A 25,746-nucleotide genomic window follows, 5' to 3' on the forward strand; every position below is an offset into this window, starting at 1 on the left:
ACATTACATTTGTTTGACAGTTAAGCAAAACAACAACTTAATATGAACAATGGAGACCTTAACAACGCAAAAAAGTGCATACAAGACTTATCTAATACCATAGGAATTTCGCCCAAAGATGATACCTTAGAGATATTACTTAAATCTTCTAAAGTCATTAAATATGAGAAAAGCAGTATTATTCCCAATAAATTACTTAATGAAACGCTTTGCATAGTAATCAACGGTATCGTACGCTACTTTACTAATTATGAAGAATTAGAAGATCAAACTCTACGTTTCACATTCTCAAATGAAATTTTATCTCTCCATACCGATCCTGAAAATAGAGAAGAGCAGCTGCAAGCCATATCTGATTGCACTATTTTAACAATACAATATAATATCCTAGATGAAACATCAAAGCAAAATGAGCTTTTGGAAACATATATAAATAGAATAACATTCGATAAATTAAAATATGAAATATATTTATTAAGAATAAATCCAGAAGAACGTTACAAAATATTCAGAAAAAGGTACAACCATATTTTTTTATTAATACCACTAAAATATATAGCATCATATTTAAATATAACGCCCCAAGCATTGTGTAGAATCAGGAAGAGACTTATTCAAAAAGACAAACAAAAATAACATCTCGATTCTTATATAAAATAAAAAAAGGCATTATCAATAAGAAGAGAGCATTAGATATGCAGCTATATATAAAATTATTACAACGCATTATAATTCCAGAAAGATAAAGAAACACATTAAAACAATAAACACAAATTTATTAAATAAACTCTGGTTCATAAATAGTTACCAAAAAGGGCTTATTAACCAAAGTTCATATAGAAAAGTAAATATAATTATACCTTTGCTGTATCTCATGAGAATACAAATTGTTTAATTTAAAACTAAAATCAAAATGAAAACATTAAGAGCAATCTTCAGTTTAGCGATTATTCTATTTGGGGCAACAACGACATTTGCTCAAGCAAATGAACGTGACAATTCAAACGCTACAAATATGAATATCAATGCAAACGTTAACTCAAGTAACATTAACGTCTGGTTTAATGATTCAGGAGCGATATACCCCGTTTATTTATTAAATCCTATTACAGAACAGACTCAAATAAAAGAGGTTTGGGATTACATATCTAATTTTTTGGGCACAACATTTTTTGATTTATATTACAATGCTCAAAAATTAAGCCTGTACAATAGTTTCAAAGACTATTGGATAGTAGGCAATGTAAGTGTCATACTTATAGTTAAGAGAAGATAACTGAAAATAGGAATAGATAAACCTAAGTTAAAAATTAATTAGAGCAGGAAGAGAATACGGTTAATTTTCTTCCTGCTTATTTATGCGCAAAATCCAAAAATGGGATTATGCTGGAAAAGAAGAAGAAACAAAGAGAAAAAATAAAGAGCCAAAAACCAATGCCAAATAAAGATCGTTCGAAGAATTAATACTATCTTTATATATGAATTATGGCAAAAACAACAACCGATTAATTATTCTTAGATAGAATTTATAGTTCTATCTTTACATCTATTGCTTCACAAATTAAGCAAAAACAATTGGAGATAAATTAGACTATTAGTTAGATAGAGACTATAAATATTAAAAACACAAGATTTTCTATGGAAAAAGGTGGAGTAATTTTTGATTTTAATGGAACATTATTCTGGGATTCAGAATATCAAGAATCTTCCTGGGATGAATATCTAGAAATACAAAACATCAAACTTACTAAGTTACAGAAGAGAGAATACATTCATGGACGAAATGGAAAAGATACTTTCGAAATTCTATTTAATCGTAAGTTGAATGATTCGGAAGTGAATCAACTTATTGAAGAGAAAGAGGTCCTTTATAGAAAAGAATGTCTTAAACACAAAATGGAACTTGCCCCCGGAGCTAAATCTCTTTTAGAATATTTGAAAGCCGAAAAGATACCTATGGGAATAGCGACTGCTTCGGGGAAAACGAATATAGATTTTTTCATCGAGAAGTTTAATTTACTCTCTTATTTTAAGCTGGAAAATATTATTTATGATGATGGTTCAATAAAGGGGAAACCTAATTCGGATATATTTGAAAAAGCAATTCATCGATTAGGGGTGAATAAAGAGGAGTCAATCATTTTCGAGGATTCTTATTCAGGGATACAGGCGGCTATTAATAGCAAAGTGGCAACTGTTATTATCGTAAAATCTACGAACGAAAATTTCGAGTCGTTTGATCTACCAATAATAAAACATTTTGATGAGTTTAATAGGAATCTTTTAATTTAAAAAGAGATGAAAATGGGAAATATTGAGACTGCACGACTTGTACTTCGCACCGTTGAGGAGTCGGATGCAGAAGACATATATGAATATAGTCGCAATCCTAATGTTGGAATTACGGCTGGATGGAAACCTCACGAAAGCATTGAGGAAACCAGAGTAATCATGAAACAGATATTCATTGGACAAGAAAATATATTTGGGATTGTCCTTAAAGAGTGTAATAAACTGATCGGTACTATCGGGCTGATGCCGGATCCACGTCGTGAGAACCCTAAAGCCATGATGATAGGATATGCAGTGGCAGAAGAACATTGGGGAAAGGGGTTTATGACAGAGGCCGCCAATGCTGTAGTTTCATACGGCTTCAACAAATTAGCTTTGGATTTGATTAGCTGTACTTGCTATCCCGATAATCGGCGATCTTGGCGAGTAATTGAAAAATGCGGCTTCTATCATGAAGGCTCTCTTAGGCAATGTGAAGTAAGATTTGACGGTACAATAATGGACATGGAATGTTTCTCCATAACGGCCGAAGAATGGAAGAATCAAAAGACGATATAAGTATGCGATACGTAAGTACCCTTTTAGCAGTAAAAGATGTAAATCGTTCCAAACGGTTTTATCAAGAACTATTTGAGCAAAAGGTAACAATGGACTTTGGTCGAAATGTTACATTTAGTGGAGGATTCTGCATTCAGCAGGATTTTGATTGGTTAGCGGACTTCCCAAAGGATTCCATCAAGGAACGTTCTCACAATATGGAGCTGTATTTTGAAGTGGACGATTTTGATGCCTTCATTGATAAACTTAACTCGTTTGAAGATATCAACTATCTTCACCAAGCCAAAATGCACGAATGGAAACAGCGCGTAGTTCGTATTTATGATCCGGACTATCACATTATAGAGATTGGCGAGTCGATGGCTGTAATTGCTGCACGTTATCTGAAACAAGGTTATTCAGTAGAGGAAACGGCAAAGATTATTCAGCACCCAATTGAGTTTGTAGAGTCGGTAGCAAAAGGGGTAATATCCTAACGCTAGGATTTTACAAGACGATATTTATCTTGTTAATAGCACAAATAGTGATTACCAATCATCTCTACAATCTTTCATGCAACTCTTACGTCTGTCTTTCTAATCGAAGATCACAGCGCGCATGTGCCCTCACCAGCATAATCAGCGCCTGTTTTGCCCTTATATTGAGGATGCCTTTCGAGCCACACAACGGCATAAGAGCAAGTAGCCATGGGGGTGTAATCATTCTCTAAAGCATAATCATACGCCGATTTCACTAGAGCGGATGCAATACCTCTGCCACCGATTTCTTCAGGAACAATCGTATGGCGAACATCCAATGCTCCGTCAACGATTACATAAGAGAGGTGGGCAGTCACTCCGTCAACTGTTACTTCAAAAATCCCTTTTTCTTTATCATGCACTATATCCATAATCTTTCTGTTTTTATAAAACAACAAACAAAGACGGAAAAAAGATTTCATGAATCTGACAGAGAGTGTGCTAATAATTAAAGAAAGATAGCAGGATTAGCTAGCGGAATTCATCTCTATTATTGCATAAAAAGAATATCTTTGTGTTTCTCGATACTTCAGCGCTTCTGACGCAAACGCGATTGTTTAACTAAATAATTTAAAAAGATGAGTTTTCAACCCACTCCCTTAAAATATAAGAATGATGATAAACCCGGTGTATGGCCTATGCTAATGTATGGAATGCAATGGTTTCTGATAACGATCCCTATCGTATTGATACTTAGTGCGGTGGTAGGAAACTTTCAACTGGAGACTGTAGCCGAACGCACCTTTTACACTCAAAAGCTTTTTGCCCTGACTGGTGTAGGCCTTGTCTTGCAAGTGCTCTTCGGCCATAAGATGCCTGTGGTGATCGGTCCGGCTGCCGTTTTACTCATTGGTGTTATTTCTACTCAGGCTTCTCAGGCAACTGAAGTATACACGGCCATAATCTGTGGAGGAGCTTTCATGTGGTTCATCTCTTTCAGTGGATGGATAAAGTATCTTCAAAAAGTATTTACGGTCAGAATCATTATTGTCATTCTTGCTCTGATATCCTTTACGCTGACTCCGACCATTCTCAACCTTTTGTTTGCGAATAAAGCGCACCCTTTCTTTTCACTCTGCTTCGCTTTGTGCCTAACTTTCCTGATGTTACTCGGAAACAAATTGTTGCGAGGTATTTGGAAGTCGAGCATCGTATTATGGGGGTTAATTATTGGTTCTTTATTCTATATAATCATCATAGGAGATGCTTCCTTAACGCCAGTTGGAGACAGCGCAGCAAGTAGTGCAACCGGTTCTTTCTTGATACCCGGCCTAGCTTTTGACCCCGGCATAATGCTTTCGTTTTTGTTCTGCTACATTGCTCTTTTTATTAATGAGCTTGGCTCCGTACAGTCAGTTGGCACCGCTATCGGTGTAAGTGGTATGGAGAAAAGAACACGTCTCGGGCTTCGCCTCACGGGTCTTATGAATATACTTTCGGGGGCAACAGGAGTAATCGGTCCTGTTGACTTTTCACTTAGCCCGGGAGTTATCATGACCACGGGCTGTGCATCTCGCTACACACTTATTCCGGCAGCGGCAGGGCTCATTCTGTGCGCCTTCTTTCCGAGCGTAATCACTTTCTTATCAGCCATTCCCAAACCCGTAATGGGGGTAATCCTGCTGTATCTTATGACCACACAGCTTTCATCGGCTTTTCAGTTGGTGGCGCAAGACCAGGCATTACCGGATTTCAATAGCTGTATGATTGTTGCCTTTCCTATCATGATTGCATTGGTAGTGGCCTTTATGCCTTCGGAGGTAACAGCTTCCATCCCACACATTCTCCGTCCACTCTTGGCAAACGGATTTGTGATGGGCGTTATAACTGTATTATTAATGGAACATTTGGTCTTCAAGAAGAAAGAATGATCTATATTAATCTATTCTTGTATTCTTCCGGTATTTCCGGCATCGCTCCGTTTTGCGTGCATACATAAGCCGAAACTTCAACGGCTAATTTGTGTGCTTCGGCTACATTGACTCCTTTGAGCAATGCTGCGCAAAAAGCAGCCGAGAAAGAATCGCCTGCTCCAACAGTGTCGGCGACTTTTACTTTTGGCGTTTCCTGAAAAGAAACCAAACCCGGAGTGAAGACATAGCTTCCATTTGTTCCGCAAGTCAAAATCAACATCTTAAGATTATATTTCGCTATCAGAATCCAGCACTTATCTTCCAAGTCCACGCCCGGATATCCAAACAGACGACTGATAGCGACTAATTCTTCATCATTAATCTTCAGTACATTGCACTTCTTAAACGAATTTTCCAATACTTGCTTCGTATAAAAATTCTGTCGCAAATTGATATCGAAAATCTTAAGAGTATCTTTTTCGGTAGACATTGCATCCAAAAAGCGATTAATCGTTTCACGACTCACTTTACTACGTTGTGCCAATGAACCAAATGAAACCGCCTGAGTTTTTCGGGCCAATTCTTCCAACTCTGGAGAAAAAGGAATATTATCCCAAGCCACATTCTCCTTTATTTCATAACGAGGGATGCCTTCTTTATCCAGTTGTACCTGTACGGTACCGGTAGGCTGATCAACCAAGGGAAGTAAACAATTTAGCTTTTTCTTAGCAAAAACATCAAGAATTTCTGCTCCAAGTTCATCATCTCCTACAGCACTCACGGTGCATGTATCAAAGCCGAACTGTGATACATGATAGGCAAAATTGGCTGGTGCCCCACCTAGTTTCTTACCTTCAGGAAGCACATCCCAAAGAACTTCTCCTAAACCTACAATCATATTTTTCATTCCTATTTAATTAATTGTTTTTTTATTCTTGTTGTAAATGTAATGAGGTAAATAATACCCATTAACATGACAGCGACGGCACCTGCCTGAGATTTCATTGTATCAGAGGCAACTCCCATAACAAGAGGAAAGATTGTGCCGCCAAACAATCCCATAATCATAAGTCCGGAAACTTCATTCTTCTTTTCAGGTAAGTGAAGCAAGGCTTGTGAGAAAATAATTGGAAAAACGTTAGAATTACCGAACCCCATTAATGCTACACAGACATAAATAGCCGTTTTGCTTTCTACGAAAAAAAGTCCGCCCATAGCAACAAACATCATCAATGTACTCACAGCAAAAAAAATCCGGGAAGACAGCTTTGCTAAAATGAAAGTACCAGAGAAACAACCAATGGTACGGAACAGAAAATAGATGCTGGTAGCATATCCGGCATCGGCTAGCGTCATACCTAAGCGTTCAATCAAAATCTTAGGAGCAGTTACATTTATACCCACATCAATCCCAACATGACACATGATACCAACAAAAGAGAAAAAGATAAGCTTGTCGCCTAACAAAGCAAAGCATTGTGTAAAAGTAGACGTTTCTCCTTTTTCATCATCTTCTTGAATCTTAGTGATACCTAAAAACACAACCGCCACTACGGCTACAACCATGAAGATGGGAAATAATATTTTCCAATTATTAAATTGCATAGCCGCCCAAGCGGCAATAATAGGAGCGGAAAAAGAGGCTATAGCTTTAACAAACTGTCCAAAGGTTAGCGAACTAGCCAGTTTATCTCCGCTAACAATATTCGAAAGCAGTGGATTCAGTGAAACTTGCATTAATGCATTGCCTATTCCCAAAAGAGAGAAAGAAAGAAGCATGATGTAGAAATTATAATCTAGCACAGGAAGCAGTAATGCAAACACTGTTACCACTAAACTTAATAACACCGTCTTTCTTCTACCAATTTTATTCATCAACATACCTGTTGGCACCGAGCAGATGAGGAACCAGAAGAAAACCATAGAAGGGAACAGGTTGGCTGTGGTATCATCCAGTGCAAAATCGGCTTTCACATAGTTGGTTGCAATGCCCACGAGATCTACAAACCCCATGGCAAAGAAAGCCAGCATTACAGGGATCAACTTGATGTAAGAGTTCTTAATATTATTCATACTATACCTATTTTATTGGGGATTAATTTTTCAGTCCTAATTTATAAATCGTAAAAGATGTGACGCTATATGACCCTCCTTTAGTATAGAAATTAATACTATTGTAAGGCTCTGAAGGGAAAACGAGGTTAGTCATGACAAACTTCTCATTACCATCGAATATTTCAATGCTACTTTTGTCTACAAAGATTCGCAATGAGTATTCTTTTCCTTTATTATGTATCGGTGCCCAAGTTGAAGTAGCAAAAGTTTTATGGAAGTCAGTCTTTCCACTATTCCGCCTATCCATCACAAATCGATTATCATATATATTGAAACTCATGGTAACCTCTTCTCCTTTTGAGTTTTGAAGGCTAAAGCCCATCATCTCTGAATCGACGTTCTTGAAGTTTAACTCCAGTTCATAAGCTCCCCAATTATTTAAGTGTAATTGTTGCTTTACCTGTTGTGAAGCATTTACTTTAAACCCTTTCCTCTTACTGGACTTCTCCCTCAATTGGAGCATTTCTGCTACAGGTACACTACATAAATAAGTCTCTCCTTCATAAGTATAAAGGGATAGTTCTCTAGGAATAGAGACAGCTCCTCTATACTGGCTTGTTGGCAGATTGTTCGCATAATCCCAGTTGCTCATCCACGCTAATGCTATGTTCCGTCCTTGTGGAGCATTACTCCAAGTCACGGTTGCATAATGATCTTTACCCCAATCCATCCATTTTGTTTTGCTTGGCGATTCATTGATAAACTTTTTACCATCAAAAGAGCCAACAAAATACTGAGTGGCTGATCCGCCAAAGATCCCCCCCGGATTCAAATTACAGATCAGTACCCATTCTGTTTTTGTTGTTCCTTTAATGGCTATTTCAACCAAATCAGGACATTCCCACACCCCGGTATGAGCGCCTTGTCCTTCTCCAAAGTTACTTTCATACACCCAGTCTTTCAGATTAGTGGATGAATAAAATTGTATTTCTTGCCCAGCGGCCAACACCATAATCCATTTATTGGATGCTTTATGCCAGATTACTTTCGGATCACGGAAGTCTCTTATCGTAGAGGTCAATATTGGGTTGCGGTCATATTTTTTAAAAGTAAGTCCATCATCCAGACTATAAGCCATACTTTGAGTTTGTCGCTCTCCCGCCGAGGTATAAAAAGCGACGATGGCTCCTGCCCCAAAACCGGCAGTATTATCCTTATCAACAACGCAACTGCCACTAAAAATAGCTCCAAGGCCATCTGGTGAAATAGCTACAGGCAAGTTCTTCCACGTTATTAGATCCTTACTAACAGCATGCCCCCAATGCATGTTTCCCCACATTGACCCATAAGGATTATATTGATAGAACAAGTGATATGTTCCATCTTTATAGACCATGCCGTTTGGGTCGTTCATCCACCCATACAATGGAGTGAAATGATAGAGAGGCCTGTATTGCTCACTATTTGAGGTATCGAATGTGTTGGATAGCTGAAGTGTTTTCCAACAGATAGCAGAATCGGATACCTGCTGAACATTAAACAATAAGCTTTTCAAATCATAAAGAGACAGGTCAAGCGGCACGTAATAGTCCACCTTATCGGTTGCCAAATGAATATTGATTGTTTTAACAACATCATTATTCGATATTACATAGAATTTGGCTTCTCCCGATTTCTCCTCAACCGGTAATAGTAGATATTTTCCAGACGCATTAAGATGTATAATGCTTTGTTTATCACCCAAATGCTTAATGATCAGTTTTCCATCATTAGCATACACTTGCAAGATTGCAGAAGTAGCCATGAGAGTTAGCATAAGAAGTTTTAGATGAAGTTGTTTCATGTGTACTAATTAAAAAGTTTTTTTAATAGGAACTTAATGTTATATCAGCAATACTCACAGAGCCATCCGATGAAAAAATGCCCCATGGATTATACTGCATATTATAGATACGATTGGTGAATGCATATTGCCCATTAATATAGACAACGCAGACCGACTGTTCGTTTACAACTGTAATCGTATAGCTAGCATCTGATGAAGGAGTAAAACCGTTATTATTGATGTTTATTCTCGATTCTTGACCCGTTTCAGAATCAGTGATGACCTTATCGAATTTTAGCACCTTCCATCGTGCTTCAATATAAATATTATATTTTATATTTTGGTCACTGCAATCAACAAATGAAAGACCAAATACAGCTTCGTTATTATCCGATGCTTGAACTTTCATTGTAATCTTATTATTTGCTTCCAACCGAGAGAAGCGGACAGAAGATCCTCCATTAAGTGTATATCCATCTAAAATGCTACCACTCACCTCACCTGTCTTGCTGCGTTCTGTTAGTGTTTGGCTGGTTTTAAATTTCTGTTCTACTGCATCAGGAATGGCAAGTCCAAGAGTACCGTCACTATTTTGAACCAGCTTATGCGCTACTAGATTTCCAGCCCAATCGCCTGTTCCCGCATTGTCTTCTCCTGATCTTGTAAAGCACCATCCGTACATATATCGTTCATTCGCTACCCCCGCTGTCTTACCCGCATAGAATGCCGTGCCCTCCAGCTTCCCTTCATTGGGTGGAAAGTACGCATCACCTCTCTGTTGTAACTCTGCCAATGTAGGCGCATAAAAATATTGTACCTGACGTGTTATATCTTTATCTGAATATATCATGTACCAATAATTCCCCATCTTAAACACATCGGGACATTCATAGAATCGGCCCCACACATTATGAAAGAAAGGTTCATTTACAGTCCAGTTAGACAAATCAGTTGAGCTAAATTGAGCAATAATAGCTGTTCCACCTTTCTTAGTCGCAACCAACATTTTGTATAATCCAGCCTCATCATCGTAAAAGACCTCCGGATCACGAAAATCATTGGACGTATATCCACTTGGAGCATCCAAACGAAACGAGCGATCTTTTTTCCATGTCTTTAAATCAGTCGATTTTGCCAGTAAGATAGCCTCTTTTGGCTGTGAGCTAGTTGCATTATCCTTATGCCCTGTGTAAAAGGTGTAATAAGTACCATCTTTGAGGATCGTACTTCCTGTACCAAGAGCAGGATCTTGTTCGTCGAGTGTTCCACAAGCTATTGCCTCTCCATAAGATGTATAAGAAGAAGCATCGGAGGTACTAACGCAATGAATAGGATGATAAGTGGAAGCCCCATCGCGCCAATCTTGCAAGTATAAAATGTATTGCTTACCACTCGCTTCATCATAGAAAGGCATTGGATCACCCACATATCCCACTGCAGGTTTATAGTATAAGTTGTAGATATTAGGTTCAGACACACTTTTAAAGGTAGTTGTTTCACTCAGACTTTTATCATCTGCGACTGGAGCATTATCATCATTGCAAGCAATAATTGATAATGACATTCCAAGTATATATGTAATGGAAAGAATCATATTTTTCATGATAATGTATTAAAATATAATTTGTATTATTTCTTATTCACTAAGATATTCAATGGCATTTTTAGTCATTGTCGTAAGATTCGATCTGTAGGTGCCTGTAGTAGTTACCCCGTTGCCATACCAATCGAATGCTCCTGAGCCTACACTAATGACTTTCCCTGAATTTCCTCTTTTGGGAAACTCGGCGATAACTATAGCTCCGCTTTCATTATCTGCATCACCATCACTTCGTCCTAGGGCAATGCCACCTGTTGTGTTTTGCCAGTCTTCTTTAGTGTTATATCCGCCCCAATCGGAACCAATATGCCATTGAGCCGTACTGTTAGTAACAGCATATCCTGTATCAAATAAGTACGCAACATAATCCTTGCCCGACGCAGTTTGCAGACCTGCAAACAAAGGATGGTCCGCATGCCCTTTGAAGGAGATTCCCCAAGGAGATCCTGCTATTTCAGAATTATCTTCACTTCCACCCCAAGAATTATTAGGCGATGCTTTGTCTAGTGTAATCTCTAATGAAGCAAGATATCTGGTAGCAAAACGGGTTAACAGCAAATTGCCTCCACTTTGATAATAATCCTTGAATTTCTGTATTGCTTGTGTAGCTCCACTTGGCATTCCTGTGGCATCAGAATATCCATCTACATGCCAATGCCACCATATCATCGAATATTTGCCTAATTGTGCACTACCATTATTAATATCGGCAAAGGAAATGTATTCTGCACCAGAGACATTCTGGAGCATCCATACTGCCGCAGCTTTTTCTTCAGGGCTTTCTATTTCATCAATTGATGAGGCAGTACCAACAAAAGCGGTATACTTTATATCCGTTGGAATAACAGAAACGGTATATGTAGAGGTCGCAGTGCGATGAGTAACAGTAAATGTTACCGGATTACTAAAATCAATGAGTGCATCGTTTTCAGGGGTAGCTGCAGCACCATCTGTGATCGTATATGTTGCTGTAAGTTGAGTTACATCTGTACCCTTTGGGACATAGACTGTGATTGTTTTCGCCTCATCGTCAATCGTTCCTATATATGAATTATTAATCTTGAAACTAAGCATCTTAGCTTTATCTATTTCTACTATAACGGTGTATTTCCTATAGACATCTCCATTACTGACAAGCAGAGCTACCGGTAAGGAAAAATTAATCGTACTTTTATTTGCCAAATCAGCTTCTGCCCCATCTGATAAAATATACTCGAGAGTCATGGCAGCAACATCCGTTCCATCAGGAACCTGAACAGTGATTGTTCCCTTTGTTTGATCTATGGTACCTTCATATCCATCAAGACTGAAAGACGTAATATTTGCATCGCAATCTAAATTAAGCTCGGATGTGTTACTATTATCACAGCTACCCATCAGTACAGCAAATGCAATGATTGAAAAGAAGTAAATATATTTATAAAATGATCTCATAGCTCTTTAATATTAATAAATTAATTCCAACCGTTATTCTGCTGATACAAATTACCACTTGCAGTAATTTGGCTATATGGGATTGGCAAATATTCATTTTTACCTTTCGTGAAAGAAGCATCCCCGTAATATGTCCTACGGCTTTCTTCAGACCGATAATATGCATTGATAACTTGATCGGCTATTCCCCAACGAACTAGGTCAAAGAAGCGAGAACTTTCCATACCGAATTCTAAACGCCGTTCCCAGCGTAGCGCTTTTCTAGCAAAATCCTCAGTCCACGTACAATTCTCACCATTCTTATAAGTAGAGATTTTTAGACTAGGAGCATAGTCAAAGATCAGACTAGTACTTGCTGCTGCTCTACTTCTCACTTTATTAATAAGTGGTAATGCCTCCCCTGAACGGTTAAGCTCTATTAATGCTTCTGCTCTCATCAATAACACATCTGCATAGCGGATCACAATATGATTCAAAGAGTTAGCCCAAAAGGTTCCCCCTATTTTTGCCTGACAAGTACAATCAGGATCTACGTTTTCTTTTAATGATGCATATACTCCGTAATAATCCGGGTTACGATTCCAATCTTTTGTATAGACGTAGTTGGTATTATATTTATAAGGAAAACCAGGCATTGCAACAGTGTGAAACAAACGAGGGTCAGAATTATCCTCTGTACTATCATAATTATCAATATTATAATCATCAAAGGCAGGTAAACCATTTTCCGTCTTAAATGCGTTTACGAGATTTTGACTAGGTTTATGGAAATCGCAACATCCTAAATATTGGGGTACTGTCAACTCCATACCAAAATTCAAATTACCGTATTTGGTCCCGTCATTAATTGAATATTGTATCGCCCAAATGGATTCTTTTCCATTTTCATAGTTTGGAAGAAAGTTCATGCTATAATCCGATTCTAACCCATAGCCGGCTGTAGCCATTATTTCATCATTTGTATAGGTAAGAACAGACTCTAAATCACTTTGATTTACTTCCGTTACATTATGTTGTTCATCCTGCCTATAAGCTTTATTCAGCATAGTCTTAGCCAGATAGGCAGCGGCGGCAGCTTTGGTTGGTCGTCCAACTTCTCCTTGAACTTCAGGTAGATTATCATATGCGTACTTAAAATCGTCAGCTATTTTTTGCCATTCTTCATCATTAGTATAAGTAACATTGGACAAAGAAGTATAATCCTCAGTGGCGATAGTCTCGTCAACAATAACAATCTTGTTAAACAACTCTTTCAGCATAAAAAAAGCATGGCCCCGCAAAAAACGCATTTCTCCAATACGTGCTTCTTTCAGCGGATATTCTTTTTCATCTAAACTATTAAGTGACTGCAACGCCGTATTAGCACGGGTCACACATTTATATAATCTAACCCAGATATCATTTATATTCCAGTCAGTGGAGTGTGTTCCTTGAGCTATTTCAAGAAAATGAAAAACATCACCATCGGCTGCTCCCGACCCTCCTTTATAACAATCGTCAGATCTTACGTCATAATTCCACAGTGTGAAGGATGAGTTCATATCATCACCCGATACCCATATAGCATAAGCAGCAGTGACCAGATTATCAACATACTCAGGTGAAGAGATTTCTTCATCAGTTAAAACTCCCTGAGGTGTTTTATCAAGAAAATCAGAGCAACTGTTTGTTAATAGTAAAAAGACTAATGCAAGAACAAATAAATATTTCTTTTCCATAATAATGCATATTAAGATTATCAAAAGCCAATGTTAAAGCCAAGCGTCACATTTAAAGGTATTGGGTAACCATAAAGTGGATTTTCAGGATCCTTACCGGTAAAGCTCTTCGACTTTATTGTCAAGAGGTTTTGTCCACTAACATAGAAACGTACACTTTGCATCTTCAACTTACTAACTACTTCATGAGGAAGTCGATAACCTATTTGTGCATTTCTAAGCTTCAGGAAAGAACCATTCTCTACATAATAAGATGAAAGACGTTTTTCATTATTAGTATCGGTAGTGGTGAGAGCAGGTATATTAGAATTGTAGTTGGCAGGTGTCCATGCTTTCAAAACTCTCTTCCCTTTATTCAAATAATTCACATTGGAGGCCGACCAGAAATCTGTTTGTTTCTTCACATCGTACATCATCACATCAACTCCTTGTACTCCTTGCCAAAAGAGTGATAGATCAAAGTTTTTATATTCGAAATACATATTGATGCCATAACTAAAATCAGGAGTAGGATTGTATATCCAGGTTTGGTCACTCTCATTAATGACGCCATTCCCATCTAAATCCTTGTAACGTATACGCCCGATATCGGCTCCTTCCTGAGTGGCATGATTAAGAAGTTCTTCTTGTGATTTAAATATTCCGTCAGCTACATATCCAGCCTGAGAATAGATCGAATGTCCTACTATACTCTTCACACCATTGCCGCCAAAAGTACCTGCAGCCGCAACTGTTTCAGGCACATAGAGAACCTTATTCCTATAAGTAGACAAGTTCATGTTTATATCATAATTAAATCCGGCTTTTGTCTTATTACGATATCCTAAATTTAATTCTACCCCTCTATTTTGCATAGAACCGGCGTTTACATACTGGCTGCCTCCTTCACCTAAGGCAGCAATACCAGTCACTTCGGTCAATATATCTGTAGTCTTTTTATAGTAGTATTCAGCCGAACCATATAGTGACTGACTGAATAGTGAAAAATCCAAGCCAATGTTAGTTTGAGTTGTTGTTTCCCATTTAATATTGTCGTTACCTAACTGATTGCGCTTGAAGCCTGACGCAAGCGTTCCGCCACCATTTGTTCCAGCAATATCGTAAGACGTTCCATAAGTTCCACCAGCATAAGTGTCATTTGTTCCGTAATTTGAAACATAAATAGTATATCTAGCTAGATTAGCAATATTTTGATTTCCTGTTTTTCCCCAAGATGCTCTTAGTTTCAAGTCATCGATAACAGTCTTTGAAGCTTTCATAAACGCTTCTTCAGTAATGCGCCATCCTAATGATGCGGCTGGAAAAGTTGCATAGCGATTATTCTTACCAAATCGGGAAGAACCATCATTACGCAAAGTCAAAGATGCTAAATACTTATCCGCATATGAATAATTTATCTTACCAAAATAAGAGAGTAAAGAGAATCCTTCTCCACTACCATAAGTCTGCGATTGCCCTGTTCCCGCATCAGGCCACATATAGTCTGTGGTTAATATCGCAAAGTCTTCTTTATAGGCAGAAAAGTTGCTATCATCTTCACGATTAAGTTCCATCCCCAACATAGCATCTCCACGGTGCTTCCCACTCTCTATTTCATAAGTAGCCAATGCATTCCACATCCATTTGGTCCAGTGCTCTTGCTTCATTGTTACAGCACTCAGATCATCACTCTTATATCCATTTTCATAAGGGAGCGTAAAGTTACGTTGTTGCTTGTTTGCATAATCCAAACCGAAATTTGAGCGTATCTTAAAACCTTTAGATAAGTTCAGATTGACAAAAGCATTACCGAACAGACGCCAATAGGTATATTTGTTATTACGATTGTCATACACCACACGTGCGGGATTATTTCGATCAGGCAGATTTCCAACAGGGCCTCCCCATCCTCCACTTGTAGTGTGTACAGGAATAATAGAAGGCATATCAAGTGCATCGCTAATGATATTACTCGGAGCGCTCACTTCTGACGTGCGATTAAGCGTGAAGTTTTCTCCGATTGTTAGCATATCTCCGATTAACTTATAGTCCGTATTCATACGAGCCGAGAAACGCTCAAAATCGGTATATTTCACGATACCATCATTATGATAATATCCGGCAGAGAAAAATGAATTACCCCTCTCACTTCCATTACTTACCGATAAATTATACTGCTGAATGACACCAGTACGAGTAATCTCGTTGAACCAATCGGTGTCTGATGCCGGCATTGTGCTATCATTATTGAGGTATTTGGGTAGTTTCATCCCATTAAGGCCTGGCTGATTATTGCTGTCATATCCCCAGTTGTAGAGATAACCGATGCCATTTGAATTAGGATTAATGCCATCGTTCACATATGCCTGCCACATAGCGCTTCCATATTCTTTAGAGTTGAGCACATCTAATTTTGATTGGTAACTGGAAACGGTTAGAGAAGCATCAAAAGTCACTTTTACTTGTCCCTTTTTACCCTTCTTGGTCGTAACAATAATAACTCCGTTGGCAGCCCTTGAACCATAGATGGAAGCTGATGCAGCATCTTTCAAAACTTGAATAGACTCTACATCATTGCCATTCAATTCATGCATACCATTTTTAGTCGGTACCCCATCAATGATATACAAAGGATCATTATCGTTCAGTGTTCCTATCCCCCTAATACGTACAGTTGATGAACCACTGGGAGTACCGTCAGCAGAAATATTCATACCGGGAACCCTACCTTGTAATGCTTTAATAGGATTATTTTCTCCCTGTTTCTGTATTTCACTAATATTTATCACAGATACAGCCCCTGTTAAATCGGCCTTTCGCTGTGTAGTATAACCAGTAACGACAATTTCAGATAACATTTCGGTGTCTTCCTCCAAAATAATCTTCATCGTAGGTTTGGCATGTAGCGTTATTGTTTTATACCCTACATAAGAAATAATCATTTCCACATTATCTTTAACAGACAACGTAAAGCGACCTTGTAAATCGGTAATTGTTCCATTGGTCGTACCCTTTTCTAAAATGCTGGCGCCTATAATAGGTTCACCATCGCTTTTTGAAGTTACAACACCATTTACTTTGACTTGTTGTGCCATAGCAACCGGTACAATAAACAGTAGGAATACCCATATCCACCATTTGGGCAAGAAGAAAAGATGTGTTCTACTCATAGGTTTTGAATTTAGCATTAACAAATGAATTTTATTTGCCCAAAAGTAAGCAGTGTTACACAAGGAGGAGATAACAAAAAAGACAAGAAGTATCACAAATGTCTTATCTATAACAAATAAGATATAGATAAGACATTTATTATTAAAATTAAAATGAGCGATTAATCCTCTTCCTGGTATTCGGAAGGAGTTTTATTATAAACCGTTTTAAAGCATTTAGAGAAATATGCAGGTGAAGAGAATCCCGTTTGATAAGCTATCTCATTCACGTTCAGGTTCTTCTGTTTAAGCAAAACAGCTGCTTTATTAAGTCTATAATTTCTTAAGAATTCCACAGGGGAGATTCCTGTTAAGTCTTTTATCTTTCTATGCAAATGTCCTCTGGATAACCCTAAGCTTTCACTCAGTTTTTCAATGTTATAATCTGAATCTGAATAGACCTTCTCAATCTGTTCCATAAACCTTTTCAAAAAGACATCATCTAAACTATCAATCTTTTCAGGGTCAATTTGCAGCACATTACCTTTTTGAAGTTTATCAAGCAGTTGTTCCCGAAGTCGTTTTCGTTCTTCCAGTAATCTAATAATTTTTATCTTCAAATAATTAATATGAAAAGGCTTCCGAATATAGCCGTCTGCTCCGCCAATTACACCATATATTTGTTGCCGGACATCAGAAAGTGCAGTTAGTAACACTACAGGTATGTGGCTAATTAGAACATCACTTTTTATTTCCCGACACAGTTCAAAGCCATTCATCCGAGGCATCATAACATCGCTAAGCACCAATGAGACTTCTTCGGATTTTAAAATGTCCAATGCTTGTTCACCATCGGATGCAGTTAGAATTTTAAAGTTCTCCTGAAGTTCTCTCTGCAAATAAATGCGCACGTCCTCATCATCATCTACTATCAAGATGATATAAGAATAGGCTTGAGAAAGTAAGTTCTTCTCTGTTTGGTCATCCAATACAGTAGTAACGTATGACTTTAGCGATAAATCAACTTCACGTACGTTATCTCCTTGACTAATTTGCTTATCTCTATTTAAAGTAATAGTAAATACCGTTTTTTTACCAGGAGTGCTTTCTACAGCTATTTCTCCTTTATGCATGGATACGTACTCTTTAACCAGATGCAGTCCAATACCAGTCCCAGCAGAGCTATTTTCTGTATAAAAACGATTAAAGATATTACCGATCTTATCAGGTTGTATACCACAACCATTATCTTCCACCTCTATAATAACTTTATCGCCTTCACCCTTAATAACAAGAGAAATGATTCCTCCTTCCGAAACAAACTTAAATGCATTGGACAACAGATTCACTAATACTTTCTCCATCAAATCTTGATCTATCCACAAAAAACATTCTTTCATCTCAGAGGAAAAAGTATATGTGATATGCCGTAACGTAGCAATGTTTTCAAAATACGATTTTACTTCTCCCACAAAACTAACCAGTTCCGTTTGCTCAATTTTAAGCTCTTGCTGATTGCTTTCTACCTTTCGAAAGTCCAGAATCTGATTAATGACTCTCAGCAGGCGATCAGCATTCTTATGCATCAACTCCAGGTCAGGCAGATAAGGGGAATTGTGCAAAAGTCTGATAAGGCGATCCAAGGGCCCCAATATTAAAGTAAGCGGAGTACGCACCTCATGTGACACATTTGTGAAGAATTGGAGCTTTTGTGCTGTAACTTGCTCTATTTCAGCATTTAGTGAGATAAGTTTTTTGTTTTGCTCTTCTTCCTTTTTGTTCTTCTCTATCAGTTTCTTGTTTACTCGTTGCATTTTCCTATTAATAAAAAAGGCGTAAACAGAAAGTAGTACAAAAGCGATCATCAAAGCAGAGATGATGGTTAGCGAGCTGCGAAGAAACACGAACCGATCAAATAGCTGATCAATCTTTGAGCGTTGCCCCTCAATTCTTTTTTGATAGTTTTGTAGCTGCTTGGTTGCTAACAAGATATTTCTTGCACTTTTCATGTCGATTAGCGATGTTTGCAATGCGATCTTTTTAGGAACAGGCTTACCGTTTATTATATCCATCGATATTTTTATCAACTCCTCAGCACCTGTCGGATAGAGAAAGGAGACGTCAATACGCCCATCTGCAACTGCCTCCAGCCCTGCACCCGCTGTTGCATCCACGCCAATGATTTGAGTCTTTTCTTTTGAACGATTATGATTAATAGAGTCCGTAACTTCTCGTGCTGCAATAGCCATCATATCATTATGGCAATAAATAAAAGTACATCGATCTATTCCTGTCTGTTTGGGAAGAAGATTTCTTGTTTTTTTGTAAAGCCAATCACCTTCAAATGATTCATAGCGAACATCGGTACGCGCTTTCATGGCATCAATAAAACCTTGGTGTCTTTCACGTGCCGGTGAAGACCTTTTTAATCCCCAAACTTCCAGAACAGTAGATCCTGGCAGCACGTGAATAGCAGCATATTCTCCGGCAGCAAAACCAATTGCATAGTTATCAGCTCCAACAAATGAAGTATAGAAATCCGAATTAATTTTTCTATCAGTTATAATAGTCGGTATCCCCGCTTTATAAGCCTCTTCAGCGATGGGAGTTATGGCTTCCGATTCAAAAGGAGAGATAATAAGTACATCCACCTTCATTCCCATTAACTCACGTATCTGATCTATTTGTCTTTCATTGCTGTTATTTGCATCCTTAACAATAATCTTAATGTTATCATAGTTGGATGCTTCAATCATTAGTTCTTTAATCATTGATTGACGCCAAGCATCGTTTAGCACACATTGAGAGACTCCTATCGTATATTGCTTTTCTTTAGATGAAGAGGTGCATGCCTGCAAGCAAAGGGTAATTATGAGGCAAAAGAAGATTATAACGTTTTTCATACCACAGTTTTTAAGCTTTCGTATTAGGCGGTAAAGATAAGAATATAATCATCCAAAGACTTTCTGCATAAGATTAAAATTTTAATGAGTATCATAGCTGTTTTGGTAGAAATTGACAATATAGCAAGAATTGCAAAATTTAATTTAGAGAATGAACAAGCTAAGTACAATACAAGTTATACTTTTGCACCTGAACGATAAAACACCTATTCAAGATGCACGCAGAAAAGAATTCTTTAGAAAACGTGCCTGCTATCATGGCAGGATTAATGTTAAGCTTACTACTTGCAGCACTCGACAATTCGATCGTTGCAACAGCCATGCCCAAAATCATAGGGGATTTGCAGGGTATGGAGTATTATTCGCTTCCATTCACATCCTACTTGCTTTTTTCTACCGTAGCAATTCCTATAGCCGGAAAACTTTCGGATGTTTTTGGACGGAAAGTTGTCATCTTATGGGGAATGACGGGCTTCTTGGCTACATCCATATTGTGTGCTATATCGATTAATATGCCAATGCTGATTCTCATCAGAGGGTTGCAGGGTGCATGTGGAGGAGTACTGGCTTCGAGCACATTTATCATTACTGCAGAACTTTTCCCTCCTAAGCAACGAGCAAAATACATAGGCATCCTTGCATCAATGCATGGACTGGCCAGCTTACTCGGTCCTGTATTGGGTGGAGTGATAACGGAATACATGTCATGGCATTGGATATTCTTCATCAATATACCGATTGGTATTGTGGCCTTCTATTTATTAAACCGCCATCTATCACTACTCAAACATGCTGACACCACTAATAATGGTTTGGATGTGAAAGGTATATTGGTCTTCTTAGCAGCTGTTTTTCCACTCTTGTTCTGCCTCACCGAAGGAGGAAGACTTTTGCCATGGACATCTCCCCTACTCTTCATTCTCGCCGCCCTTTCTATCTGCTTAACAATCTGGTTCGTCAAATTGGAACAAAAGTCACATTCGCCCATGCTGCCCTCGGGCCTATTAAAAAACAAAGTCTTCCAAAAGGCAGCAATTGCAGCAGCAATGGGATATGTCGCTCTATTCGGGCTTATACTATACATCCCTTATATTCTGCAGATTGTATTGAAGGAAAGTGCTTCTTTTTCCGGAATAATGATGCTACCCATGTCACTATCAATGGTCGTTGGTGGAATGGCTGGTGGAGCAATAGTATCGCGCTCACAACGATATCGTCAATCAAGTATTATAAATTTCTCTATTGCCATTGCCGGTTTTGCCGTGCTCTTGTTCTTTGGCACAGATATTTCAATGCCACTCATGGTAGTGGCACTATTATTAGCCGGATTGGGTATTGGCATGAACTTCCCAGTCGTAAACATTGTGCCTCAAGCCATCATCTCAGTCACCCAAATGGGAATACTGGTTTCCACCATCGAATTCTTTCAAGTAATGGGTGGGGTTCTTTCTACATCCGTTTTCGGGAAAATGTTAAGCCTATCGCTTCCTGCCATACTATGGATCTGTATTGCTGCTTTGGCAACGGGTATTATCGCAATGAGTTTACTTGACGAAAAAGCGGTTCATGAAGGATTTGCCAGGCAACGCAACAAAGAGAATAATTAGTGAATCGGAGACAGAGCATCATATTCCAAATCTTCTCCCAGACAAGTTGCATGAAATTCCGACAGATATAACATGATTAACAGTTCTGATCGCTTCAATAGCAGAGATTAAGATCATCTTAAAGAAAGTATCAAACGACAATAAGCCCCATAACGAGTGCCGTTTGCACAGCTTCAGCGCCATTCGTTACTTGCATTTTCTTTATGATATTTTGCCGATGTCGATGAACGGTATAAAGTGCGATATTCAGTTGTTCGGCTATCTGTTTGCTTCCTTTTCCTTGCGCTACAAGAGTCAGAACTTCCAATTCACGACCACTTAGTAATGTACAATCATATTGTTTGTATCTTTCAATAGATAATATCTCTCCCGTCTCGTTATTAATGATTTTGCCATCAATTCCTTGTCGAGGATGTTGTTCCATAGAAGGAGCATACAAACAAAGAGCCAACCAAATACTACCATTAGGCAAGCTTGTCAGATAGAAAGTCCGGTGAGTGATATACTGATATTTACCCAAGGCATTACAAACTCGAATATAACTAAACGTATTATATTTGTGACGTTCTTCCGGAGGAAGATTCTTCTGAAATTGAAAATAACGCAACTCTAAAATATGCCGTTCTCTTAAATCATCAGGATGAATTTTACTAAAAATACATTCTTCAAAGGCAGAGTCAATTGAAAGACTATGAGAAGGCAAGCCAAAGATATCGCCAAAACTTCCGGCATAGATATAACTTTTATTATATTGAAAGTCAGACAATACAGCTATGCTATGATCTATATCAACATACGCTTTAGCTAACTGGCTGTATTTAGAAAGCAATATTTCTCTATGTTCGGCATCGAAAAAAGATTGTTCCAGCAAAGTAGAAAATAATTCATCCTGCGCTGATATAGTTGTCATATGATAGCTAATAATTGGTTAATTTTAGGCATTGCAAAAACCTTGTCTTTAAGTTAACTTTGCAACATTGAAATATTACAAAAATACTTATTTGTATTGACAATCAATAAATAATGAATATGAAAAGAAAAAACTTTTTTATGTCTGTAATTCTGGGAGCAACGCTTTTAAGCAGTTGCGGTAATAAGGAGACTTCAAGTACTTCTTCTAAAAAAGAAGATAAAGTGGCAACTGATTCCGCTCGTATCAATGGAATACCTTGTGATATAAAACTTTCAGGGATTCATTTTACTAAGGCAGTGAATGGAGCCGACACTCTTGTAAGCATAGACAACAAAGAAAAAATAGAATTTCGTGTAGGAGAGAAGAAAGATTATTTCTGTGATCCTAACAGTCAGTTGTCTAATAATACTGCTCCTATCTTATTGACAAAAGTAGATAACACCAAACCCTTTACATTTACGGCAAAAGTAGCACCACAGTTCACCGAAACAGGACTTTACAATGCTGGAGTACTTTATATTTATGTAAATGATAATTTCTGGCAGAAATTCTGTTTTGAACAAGATGAGCGAGGTAATCATCGTATGGTAACTGTGCGAACCATTGGAACTTCTGATGACAATAACCACGATATCATCAACATTCCTTGGGCTTACATGAAAATCTCATCAGACACCCGTACTGTTGGAAGCTATTATTCTCTTGATAACAAAGAATGGCATATGGTACGCTTGTATAAGAATAATTATCCAGAAGAAATTTGGTTAGGGATTAGCGCACAATGCCCTATGGAAAAAGGAAGTGTAACCAATTTTGAAGAAATTAGTTTGAAACAGAATAGTGTTTCGGACTTCCGCATGGGAAACTAGAAGCATTACACGAATGATAGCTATTGCAAGTATTTCACTTACTCTTGTTCTTCAGCAAAGATTACCAAATGCCGAAAAACAAGAGTAGTGACTTTACATCAGTTTATTCATTAACGCCTTCATAAGACATTTCCGCCAATTGGAAGTGTACCTCTCCTGTCTTCATATCATACACACCACCAACAATAAGGATCTCCTTTCCGTCTTCCATCTCTTTGAGGATAGGACTCATTTTTCGTATCTGCTCTATCGACCTCTTTACGTTATATTCGCAGACAAGATTTTCAAAGTCAGATTCTGAAGATGAATGTTTGCCTTTTAGTATCTCCGATGCTGCTTCTACAGAAGGTTGTATCTTTGATAATAACGTAGTAATGTTACCAAGTTTTACATTGTCAATAGCAGACTGGATAGCGCCGCAATATTCGTGTCCTAATACAAGTATCAGTTTAGCACCCGATATTTTGCAAGCATACTCCAGACTACCCAGAATATCATCATTCACAATATTACCCGCCACTCTGGCTACAAACAAGTCACCGATTCCTCTATGAAAAATATCTTCCACCGGAACTCTCGAATCCAGACAGGAAAGTACTACCGCTAAAGGATATTGCCCTATGGCCGCAGCTCGTATTCTTTGGGTGTTATTTCTAACCGTTAAGTTATTTTCAGTAAAATCGTTATTCCCTTTTTTTAAGAGATCTAATATATCTGTGGGTGATAATTTAGCTCGTTGCTCCTCGGTTAATATCGCATTCGAGAGCATTTCATTTAAAGGTTCTGATTGCATATTTCCTATTTTTATCATTAGAGCAAACAAACTTGCTCTGATTGAGAAGTAAAACAATGAATTAAGTCGAATTGTTTACTAATATAAAAGCGTATCTTTGTACACTATTACCGAATGAATTAATTTAAAATAAGATATGAGATCAAAAGACTTAAAACCTGCAGAACCGGCAAAAGTATTAGTGATAGGCGAAGATTCTAACCTACAATGGTCGGATACCGCAACAGAGGTTGCCATGTTTGCCGACTATTATTTCCGCAGTTTTCCTGAAGACCACGGTGAACGTAGCCGCAACGTAGAAGCACGCAACTTATTCAATCACTTGACTTTTGCCACTCTTAACAGTGTTAAGCCTTCTGAAATGTATATCACGAACCTGTGCAATGATTACGTAACGCCTGCTCCTAAAGGGAAAAGGGTACTTATTCCGGAAGAAAAAGCCATCAAAGGATTATCGCATATTGAATGGGTATTAGAACAAAATCCATCCATCGAATGCGTTCTTTCCATGTCATTACAAACAAATTACTGGTTACAGAAGCTTGGATTTTACGGTGATGATGAAGCCTTTGTACATGGTGCTCAGCCACGCAATAAAGGTTTGGAATCAGTAGAAGAACCTTTCTACCAGCCTGTTGACGGAAAGGTATTCCAATCTATTTGTGGCAATATCTACGATGCAAAGAATCATCCGGTAAAAGTTATTCCGATACTACCGGCAAAGAGCTATCCGCTAAAAGGTAAAGACGAGGAATTATACACAGAAGCTTACCAAAAAATAAGAAGTCACTTTCGCAAATAAGATAGAATCCATTGTTTTTCGACATGGATGAAGTGAATGACGTGATAAGATAATCACGTCATTTTTATTGCATTTGCCTGATCCGAACTTCAATTTCGGTATTGCATTTCAGTTCATTCTTCAATCCCTCAATAACGGTAGTGCTATAATGATACGGATAGAGAACTTTAGGCGAGAACATTTTTGCTGCATTAGCAGCCTGTTCTACAGTCATTGTGTAAGGTTGGTTGACAGGTAAGAATGCAACATTAATGTTTTTAAGGTTCTTCAACTCGGGAATATCTTCAGTATCGCCGGCGATATATATACGCAGCCCATCGAAGGTAAGCACATAGCCATTGTCACGATAACGGGGATGATACATCTTCCTTTCAGGTGTAGTGTTATATGCCGGAACAGCCTCGAGCGTCACAGTTCCCAGGATTGTTGCCTTATCTCCGTTCTTCACCACTTTTCCTTTGCCTATTTTCTTCTGGCTAGCTTCATTGGCTATCAACTCGGTCGTATTTTTAGTGATTGTCTGGATCGCTTTCAAGTCCAGATGATCGGGATGCTCATGCGTAATTAGAATGACATCGGCCTTAGGAAAAGTGGCATAATCAGCATACTGAGAAACCGGATCTATCTGAATATGCTTCCCTCCATACGTAAGCATCAGGCTACCGTGCTTAATGAAGGTTATCACGACCTCTTTATTACTCTTCGTTTTAAACGTATCGGTATCGTAAGGCCCTGCCCAAGCAGAAGCGGCAACAAGCATACCACACACAAACATGACCAATTTAGTATTCATCTTCCGAATTCTTTTAATGATTAAAGGATAATAATAGAACATTGCAAATCTTCGCATTGTTCTTGCCACAAATATACATTATTCA

At 38.1% G+C, this 25,746-nt stretch carries 21 protein-coding genes; 9 read left to right on the forward strand and 12 right to left on the reverse strand.

The genetic code is table 11. From position 1 onward, the window contains the following. The first annotated feature begins 42 nt into the window (after positions 1-42). From BQ5338_RS04905 to BQ5338_RS04925, 5 genes are all read left to right on the forward strand, one after another. A complete protein-coding gene (locus BQ5338_RS04905; RefSeq protein WP_071145664.1) occupies positions 43-636 on the forward strand; it encodes a Crp/Fnr family transcriptional regulator in 594 nt (197 codons plus the stop codon). Positions 637-913: 277 nt separating this feature from the next. Beyond that, entirely contained in the window at positions 914-1,276 is a 363-nt protein-coding gene (locus BQ5338_RS04910) for a hypothetical protein (protein ID WP_071145665.1), read from the forward strand. Between the two features lie 362 nt (positions 1,277-1,638). Then, positions 1,639-2,292, forward strand: a complete 654-nt coding sequence (locus BQ5338_RS04915) for an HAD family hydrolase (RefSeq protein WP_071145666.1) — start codon at positions 1,639-1,641, stop codon at positions 2,290-2,292. Between the two features lie 12 nt (positions 2,293-2,304). Beyond that, the gene (locus BQ5338_RS04920; protein ID WP_071145884.1) at positions 2,305-2,850 is read left to right on the forward strand and encodes a GNAT family N-acetyltransferase; all 546 of its coding nucleotides are present in this window, start codon (positions 2,305-2,307) and stop codon (positions 2,848-2,850) included. After that, the gene (locus BQ5338_RS04925) at positions 2,826-3,326 is read left to right on the forward strand and encodes a VOC family protein (RefSeq protein ID WP_235816369.1); all 501 of its coding nucleotides are present in this window, start codon (positions 2,826-2,828) and stop codon (positions 3,324-3,326) included. The genes BQ5338_RS04920 and BQ5338_RS04925 overlap by 25 nt, the downstream gene beginning before the upstream one ends. Positions 3,327-3,436: 110 nt before the next feature. Here the strand turns inward: BQ5338_RS04925 and BQ5338_RS04930 are convergent, their stop codons facing one another. Beyond that, positions 3,437-3,739: a GNAT family N-acetyltransferase gene (locus BQ5338_RS04930; protein ID WP_071145667.1), complete on the reverse strand. Its 303-nt coding sequence runs from the start codon at positions 3,737-3,739 to the stop codon at positions 3,437-3,439. Positions 3,740-3,946: 207 nt separating this feature from the next. Between BQ5338_RS04930 and BQ5338_RS04935 the strand changes: the two genes are divergently transcribed. Next, a complete protein-coding gene (locus BQ5338_RS04935; RefSeq protein ID WP_071145668.1) occupies positions 3,947-5,239 on the forward strand; it encodes a uracil-xanthine permease family protein in 1,293 nt (430 codons plus the stop codon). A 1-nt stretch (position 5,240) separates the two neighbouring features. On the opposite strand, the gene BQ5338_RS04940 is transcribed toward BQ5338_RS04935, so the two are convergent. From BQ5338_RS04940 to BQ5338_RS04975, 8 genes are all read right to left on the reverse strand, one after another. Then, positions 5,241-6,128, reverse strand: coding sequence for a carbohydrate kinase family protein (locus BQ5338_RS04940; protein WP_071145669.1), 888 nt, complete (start codon positions 6,126-6,128; stop codon positions 5,241-5,243). A 2-nt stretch (positions 6,129-6,130) separates the two neighbouring features. Further along, positions 6,131-7,294, reverse strand: coding sequence for an MFS transporter (locus BQ5338_RS04945; RefSeq protein WP_071145670.1), 1,164 nt, complete (start codon positions 7,292-7,294; stop codon positions 6,131-6,133). 22 nt (positions 7,295-7,316) lie between these two features. Next, positions 7,317-9,119, reverse strand: coding sequence for a glycoside hydrolase family 32 protein (locus BQ5338_RS04950; RefSeq protein ID WP_071145671.1), 1,803 nt, complete (start codon positions 9,117-9,119; stop codon positions 7,317-7,319). Between the two features lie 22 nt (positions 9,120-9,141). Then, positions 9,142-10,704: a glycoside hydrolase family 32 protein gene (locus BQ5338_RS04955; protein WP_071145672.1), complete on the reverse strand. Its 1,563-nt coding sequence runs from the start codon at positions 10,702-10,704 to the stop codon at positions 9,142-9,144. 33 nt (positions 10,705-10,737) lie between these two features. Then, positions 10,738-12,135 carry a DUF4960 domain-containing protein gene (locus BQ5338_RS04960; RefSeq protein WP_071145673.1) on the reverse strand — a complete coding sequence of 466 codons (1,398 nt, stop codon included), beginning with the start codon at positions 12,133-12,135 and terminating at the stop codon, positions 10,738-10,740. Between the two features lie 20 nt (positions 12,136-12,155). Then, positions 12,156-13,853: a RagB/SusD family nutrient uptake outer membrane protein gene (locus BQ5338_RS04965; RefSeq protein WP_071145674.1), complete on the reverse strand. Its 1,698-nt coding sequence runs from the start codon at positions 13,851-13,853 to the stop codon at positions 12,156-12,158. Between the two features lie 20 nt (positions 13,854-13,873). Beyond that, positions 13,874-16,927 (reverse strand): SusC/RagA family TonB-linked outer membrane protein, encoded by a 3,054-nt coding sequence (locus tag BQ5338_RS04970; protein WP_071145886.1) that lies wholly within the window; start codon positions 16,925-16,927, stop codon positions 13,874-13,876. A 236-nt stretch (positions 16,928-17,163) separates the two neighbouring features. After that, entirely contained in the window at positions 17,164-19,884 is a 2,721-nt protein-coding gene (locus tag BQ5338_RS04975) for a substrate-binding domain-containing protein (RefSeq protein ID WP_071145675.1), read from the reverse strand. A gap of 215 nt (positions 19,885-20,099) precedes the next feature. Between BQ5338_RS04975 and BQ5338_RS04980 the strand changes: the two genes are divergently transcribed. Continuing rightward, positions 20,100-21,491, forward strand: a complete 1,392-nt coding sequence (locus BQ5338_RS04980) for an MFS transporter (RefSeq protein ID WP_071145676.1) — start codon at positions 20,100-20,102, stop codon at positions 21,489-21,491. Positions 21,492-21,621: 130 nt separating this feature from the next. Here BQ5338_RS04980 and BQ5338_RS04985 read toward each other — a convergent pair whose 3' ends face one another. Beyond that, a complete protein-coding gene (locus BQ5338_RS04985; protein ID WP_071145677.1) occupies positions 21,622-22,401 on the reverse strand; it encodes a response regulator transcription factor in 780 nt (259 codons plus the stop codon). Between the two features lie 119 nt (positions 22,402-22,520). Between BQ5338_RS04985 and BQ5338_RS04990 the strand changes: the two genes are divergently transcribed. After that, positions 22,521-23,273, forward strand: coding sequence for a DUF1349 domain-containing protein (locus BQ5338_RS04990; RefSeq protein WP_071145887.1), 753 nt, complete (start codon positions 22,521-22,523; stop codon positions 23,271-23,273). Positions 23,274-23,376: 103 nt separating this feature from the next. Here the strand turns inward: BQ5338_RS04990 and BQ5338_RS04995 are convergent, their stop codons facing one another. After that, positions 23,377-24,066 carry a carbonic anhydrase family protein gene (locus BQ5338_RS04995; RefSeq protein WP_071145888.1) on the reverse strand — a complete coding sequence of 230 codons (690 nt, stop codon included), beginning with the start codon at positions 24,064-24,066 and terminating at the stop codon, positions 23,377-23,379. 136 nt (positions 24,067-24,202) lie between these two features. Here BQ5338_RS04995 and BQ5338_RS05000 point away from each other — a divergent pair, with 136 nt between their 5' ends. After that, on the forward strand, positions 24,203-24,868 hold the full coding sequence (locus BQ5338_RS05000; RefSeq protein ID WP_071145678.1) for a hypothetical protein: 666 nt from the start codon (positions 24,203-24,205) through the stop codon (positions 24,866-24,868). A gap of 64 nt (positions 24,869-24,932) precedes the next feature. Here BQ5338_RS05000 and BQ5338_RS05005 read toward each other — a convergent pair whose 3' ends face one another. Beyond that, positions 24,933-25,661 carry an MBL fold metallo-hydrolase gene (locus BQ5338_RS05005; protein ID WP_071145889.1) on the reverse strand — a complete coding sequence of 243 codons (729 nt, stop codon included), beginning with the start codon at positions 25,659-25,661 and terminating at the stop codon, positions 24,933-24,935. Positions 25,662-25,746 lie beyond the last annotated feature (85 nt).

Source organism: Bacteroides ihuae, assembly GCF_900104585.1.
Lineage (GTDB): Bacteria > Bacteroidota > Bacteroidia > Bacteroidales > Bacteroidaceae > Bacteroides > Bacteroides ihuae.

Excerpts from the sequence above, each read along its gene's own strand:
- BQ5338_RS04920 (WP_071145884.1), top strand. The coding sequence starts at position 2,305 with ATGGGAAATATTGAGACTGCACGACTTGTACTTCGCACCGTTGAGGAG.
- BQ5338_RS04970 (WP_071145886.1), bottom strand. The coding sequence starts at position 16,927 with ATGGCACAACAAGTCAAAGTAAATGGTGTTGTAACTTCAAAAAGCGAT.
- BQ5338_RS04940 (WP_071145669.1), bottom strand. The coding sequence starts at position 6,128 with ATGAAAAATATGATTGTAGGTTTAGGAGAAGTTCTTTGGGATGTGCTT.
- BQ5338_RS04930 (WP_071145667.1), bottom strand. The coding sequence starts at position 3,739 with ATGGATATAGTGCATGATAAAGAAAAAGGGATTTTTGAAGTAACAGTT.
- BQ5338_RS04975 (WP_071145675.1), bottom strand. The coding sequence starts at position 19,884 with ATGAAAAACGTTATAATCTTCTTTTGCCTCATAATTACCCTTTGCTTG.
- BQ5338_RS05000 (WP_071145678.1), top strand. The coding sequence starts at position 24,203 with ATGAGATCAAAAGACTTAAAACCTGCAGAACCGGCAAAAGTATTAGTG.
- BQ5338_RS04945 (WP_071145670.1), bottom strand. The coding sequence starts at position 7,294 with ATGAATAATATTAAGAACTCTTACATCAAGTTGATCCCTGTAATGCTG.
- BQ5338_RS04925 (WP_235816369.1), top strand. The coding sequence starts at position 2,826 with ATGGAAGAATCAAAAGACGATATAAGTATGCGATACGTAAGTACCCTT.
- BQ5338_RS04955 (WP_071145672.1), bottom strand. The coding sequence starts at position 10,704 with ATGAAAAATATGATTCTTTCCATTACATATATACTTGGAATGTCATTA.
- BQ5338_RS04905 (WP_071145664.1), top strand. The coding sequence starts at position 43 with ATGAACAATGGAGACCTTAACAACGCAAAAAAGTGCATACAAGACTTA.
- BQ5338_RS04935 (WP_071145668.1), top strand. The coding sequence starts at position 3,947 with ATGAGTTTTCAACCCACTCCCTTAAAATATAAGAATGATGATAAACCC.
- BQ5338_RS04980 (WP_071145676.1), top strand. The coding sequence starts at position 20,100 with ATGCACGCAGAAAAGAATTCTTTAGAAAACGTGCCTGCTATCATGGCA.
- BQ5338_RS04965 (WP_071145674.1), bottom strand. The coding sequence starts at position 13,853 with ATGGAAAAGAAATATTTATTTGTTCTTGCATTAGTCTTTTTACTATTA.
- BQ5338_RS05005 (WP_071145889.1), bottom strand. The coding sequence starts at position 25,661 with ATGAATACTAAATTGGTCATGTTTGTGTGTGGTATGCTTGTTGCCGCT.
- BQ5338_RS04910 (WP_071145665.1), top strand. The coding sequence starts at position 914 with ATGAAAACATTAAGAGCAATCTTCAGTTTAGCGATTATTCTATTTGGG.
- BQ5338_RS04995 (WP_071145888.1), bottom strand. The coding sequence starts at position 24,066 with ATGCAATCAGAACCTTTAAATGAAATGCTCTCGAATGCGATATTAACC.
- BQ5338_RS04960 (WP_071145673.1), bottom strand. The coding sequence starts at position 12,135 with ATGAGATCATTTTATAAATATATTTACTTCTTTTCAATCATTGCATTT.
- BQ5338_RS04990 (WP_071145887.1), top strand. The coding sequence starts at position 22,521 with ATGAAAAGAAAAAACTTTTTTATGTCTGTAATTCTGGGAGCAACGCTT.
- BQ5338_RS04915 (WP_071145666.1), top strand. The coding sequence starts at position 1,639 with ATGGAAAAAGGTGGAGTAATTTTTGATTTTAATGGAACATTATTCTGG.
- BQ5338_RS04985 (WP_071145677.1), bottom strand. The coding sequence starts at position 22,401 with ATGACAACTATATCAGCGCAGGATGAATTATTTTCTACTTTGCTGGAA.
- BQ5338_RS04950 (WP_071145671.1), bottom strand. The coding sequence starts at position 9,119 with ATGAAACAACTTCATCTAAAACTTCTTATGCTAACTCTCATGGCTACT.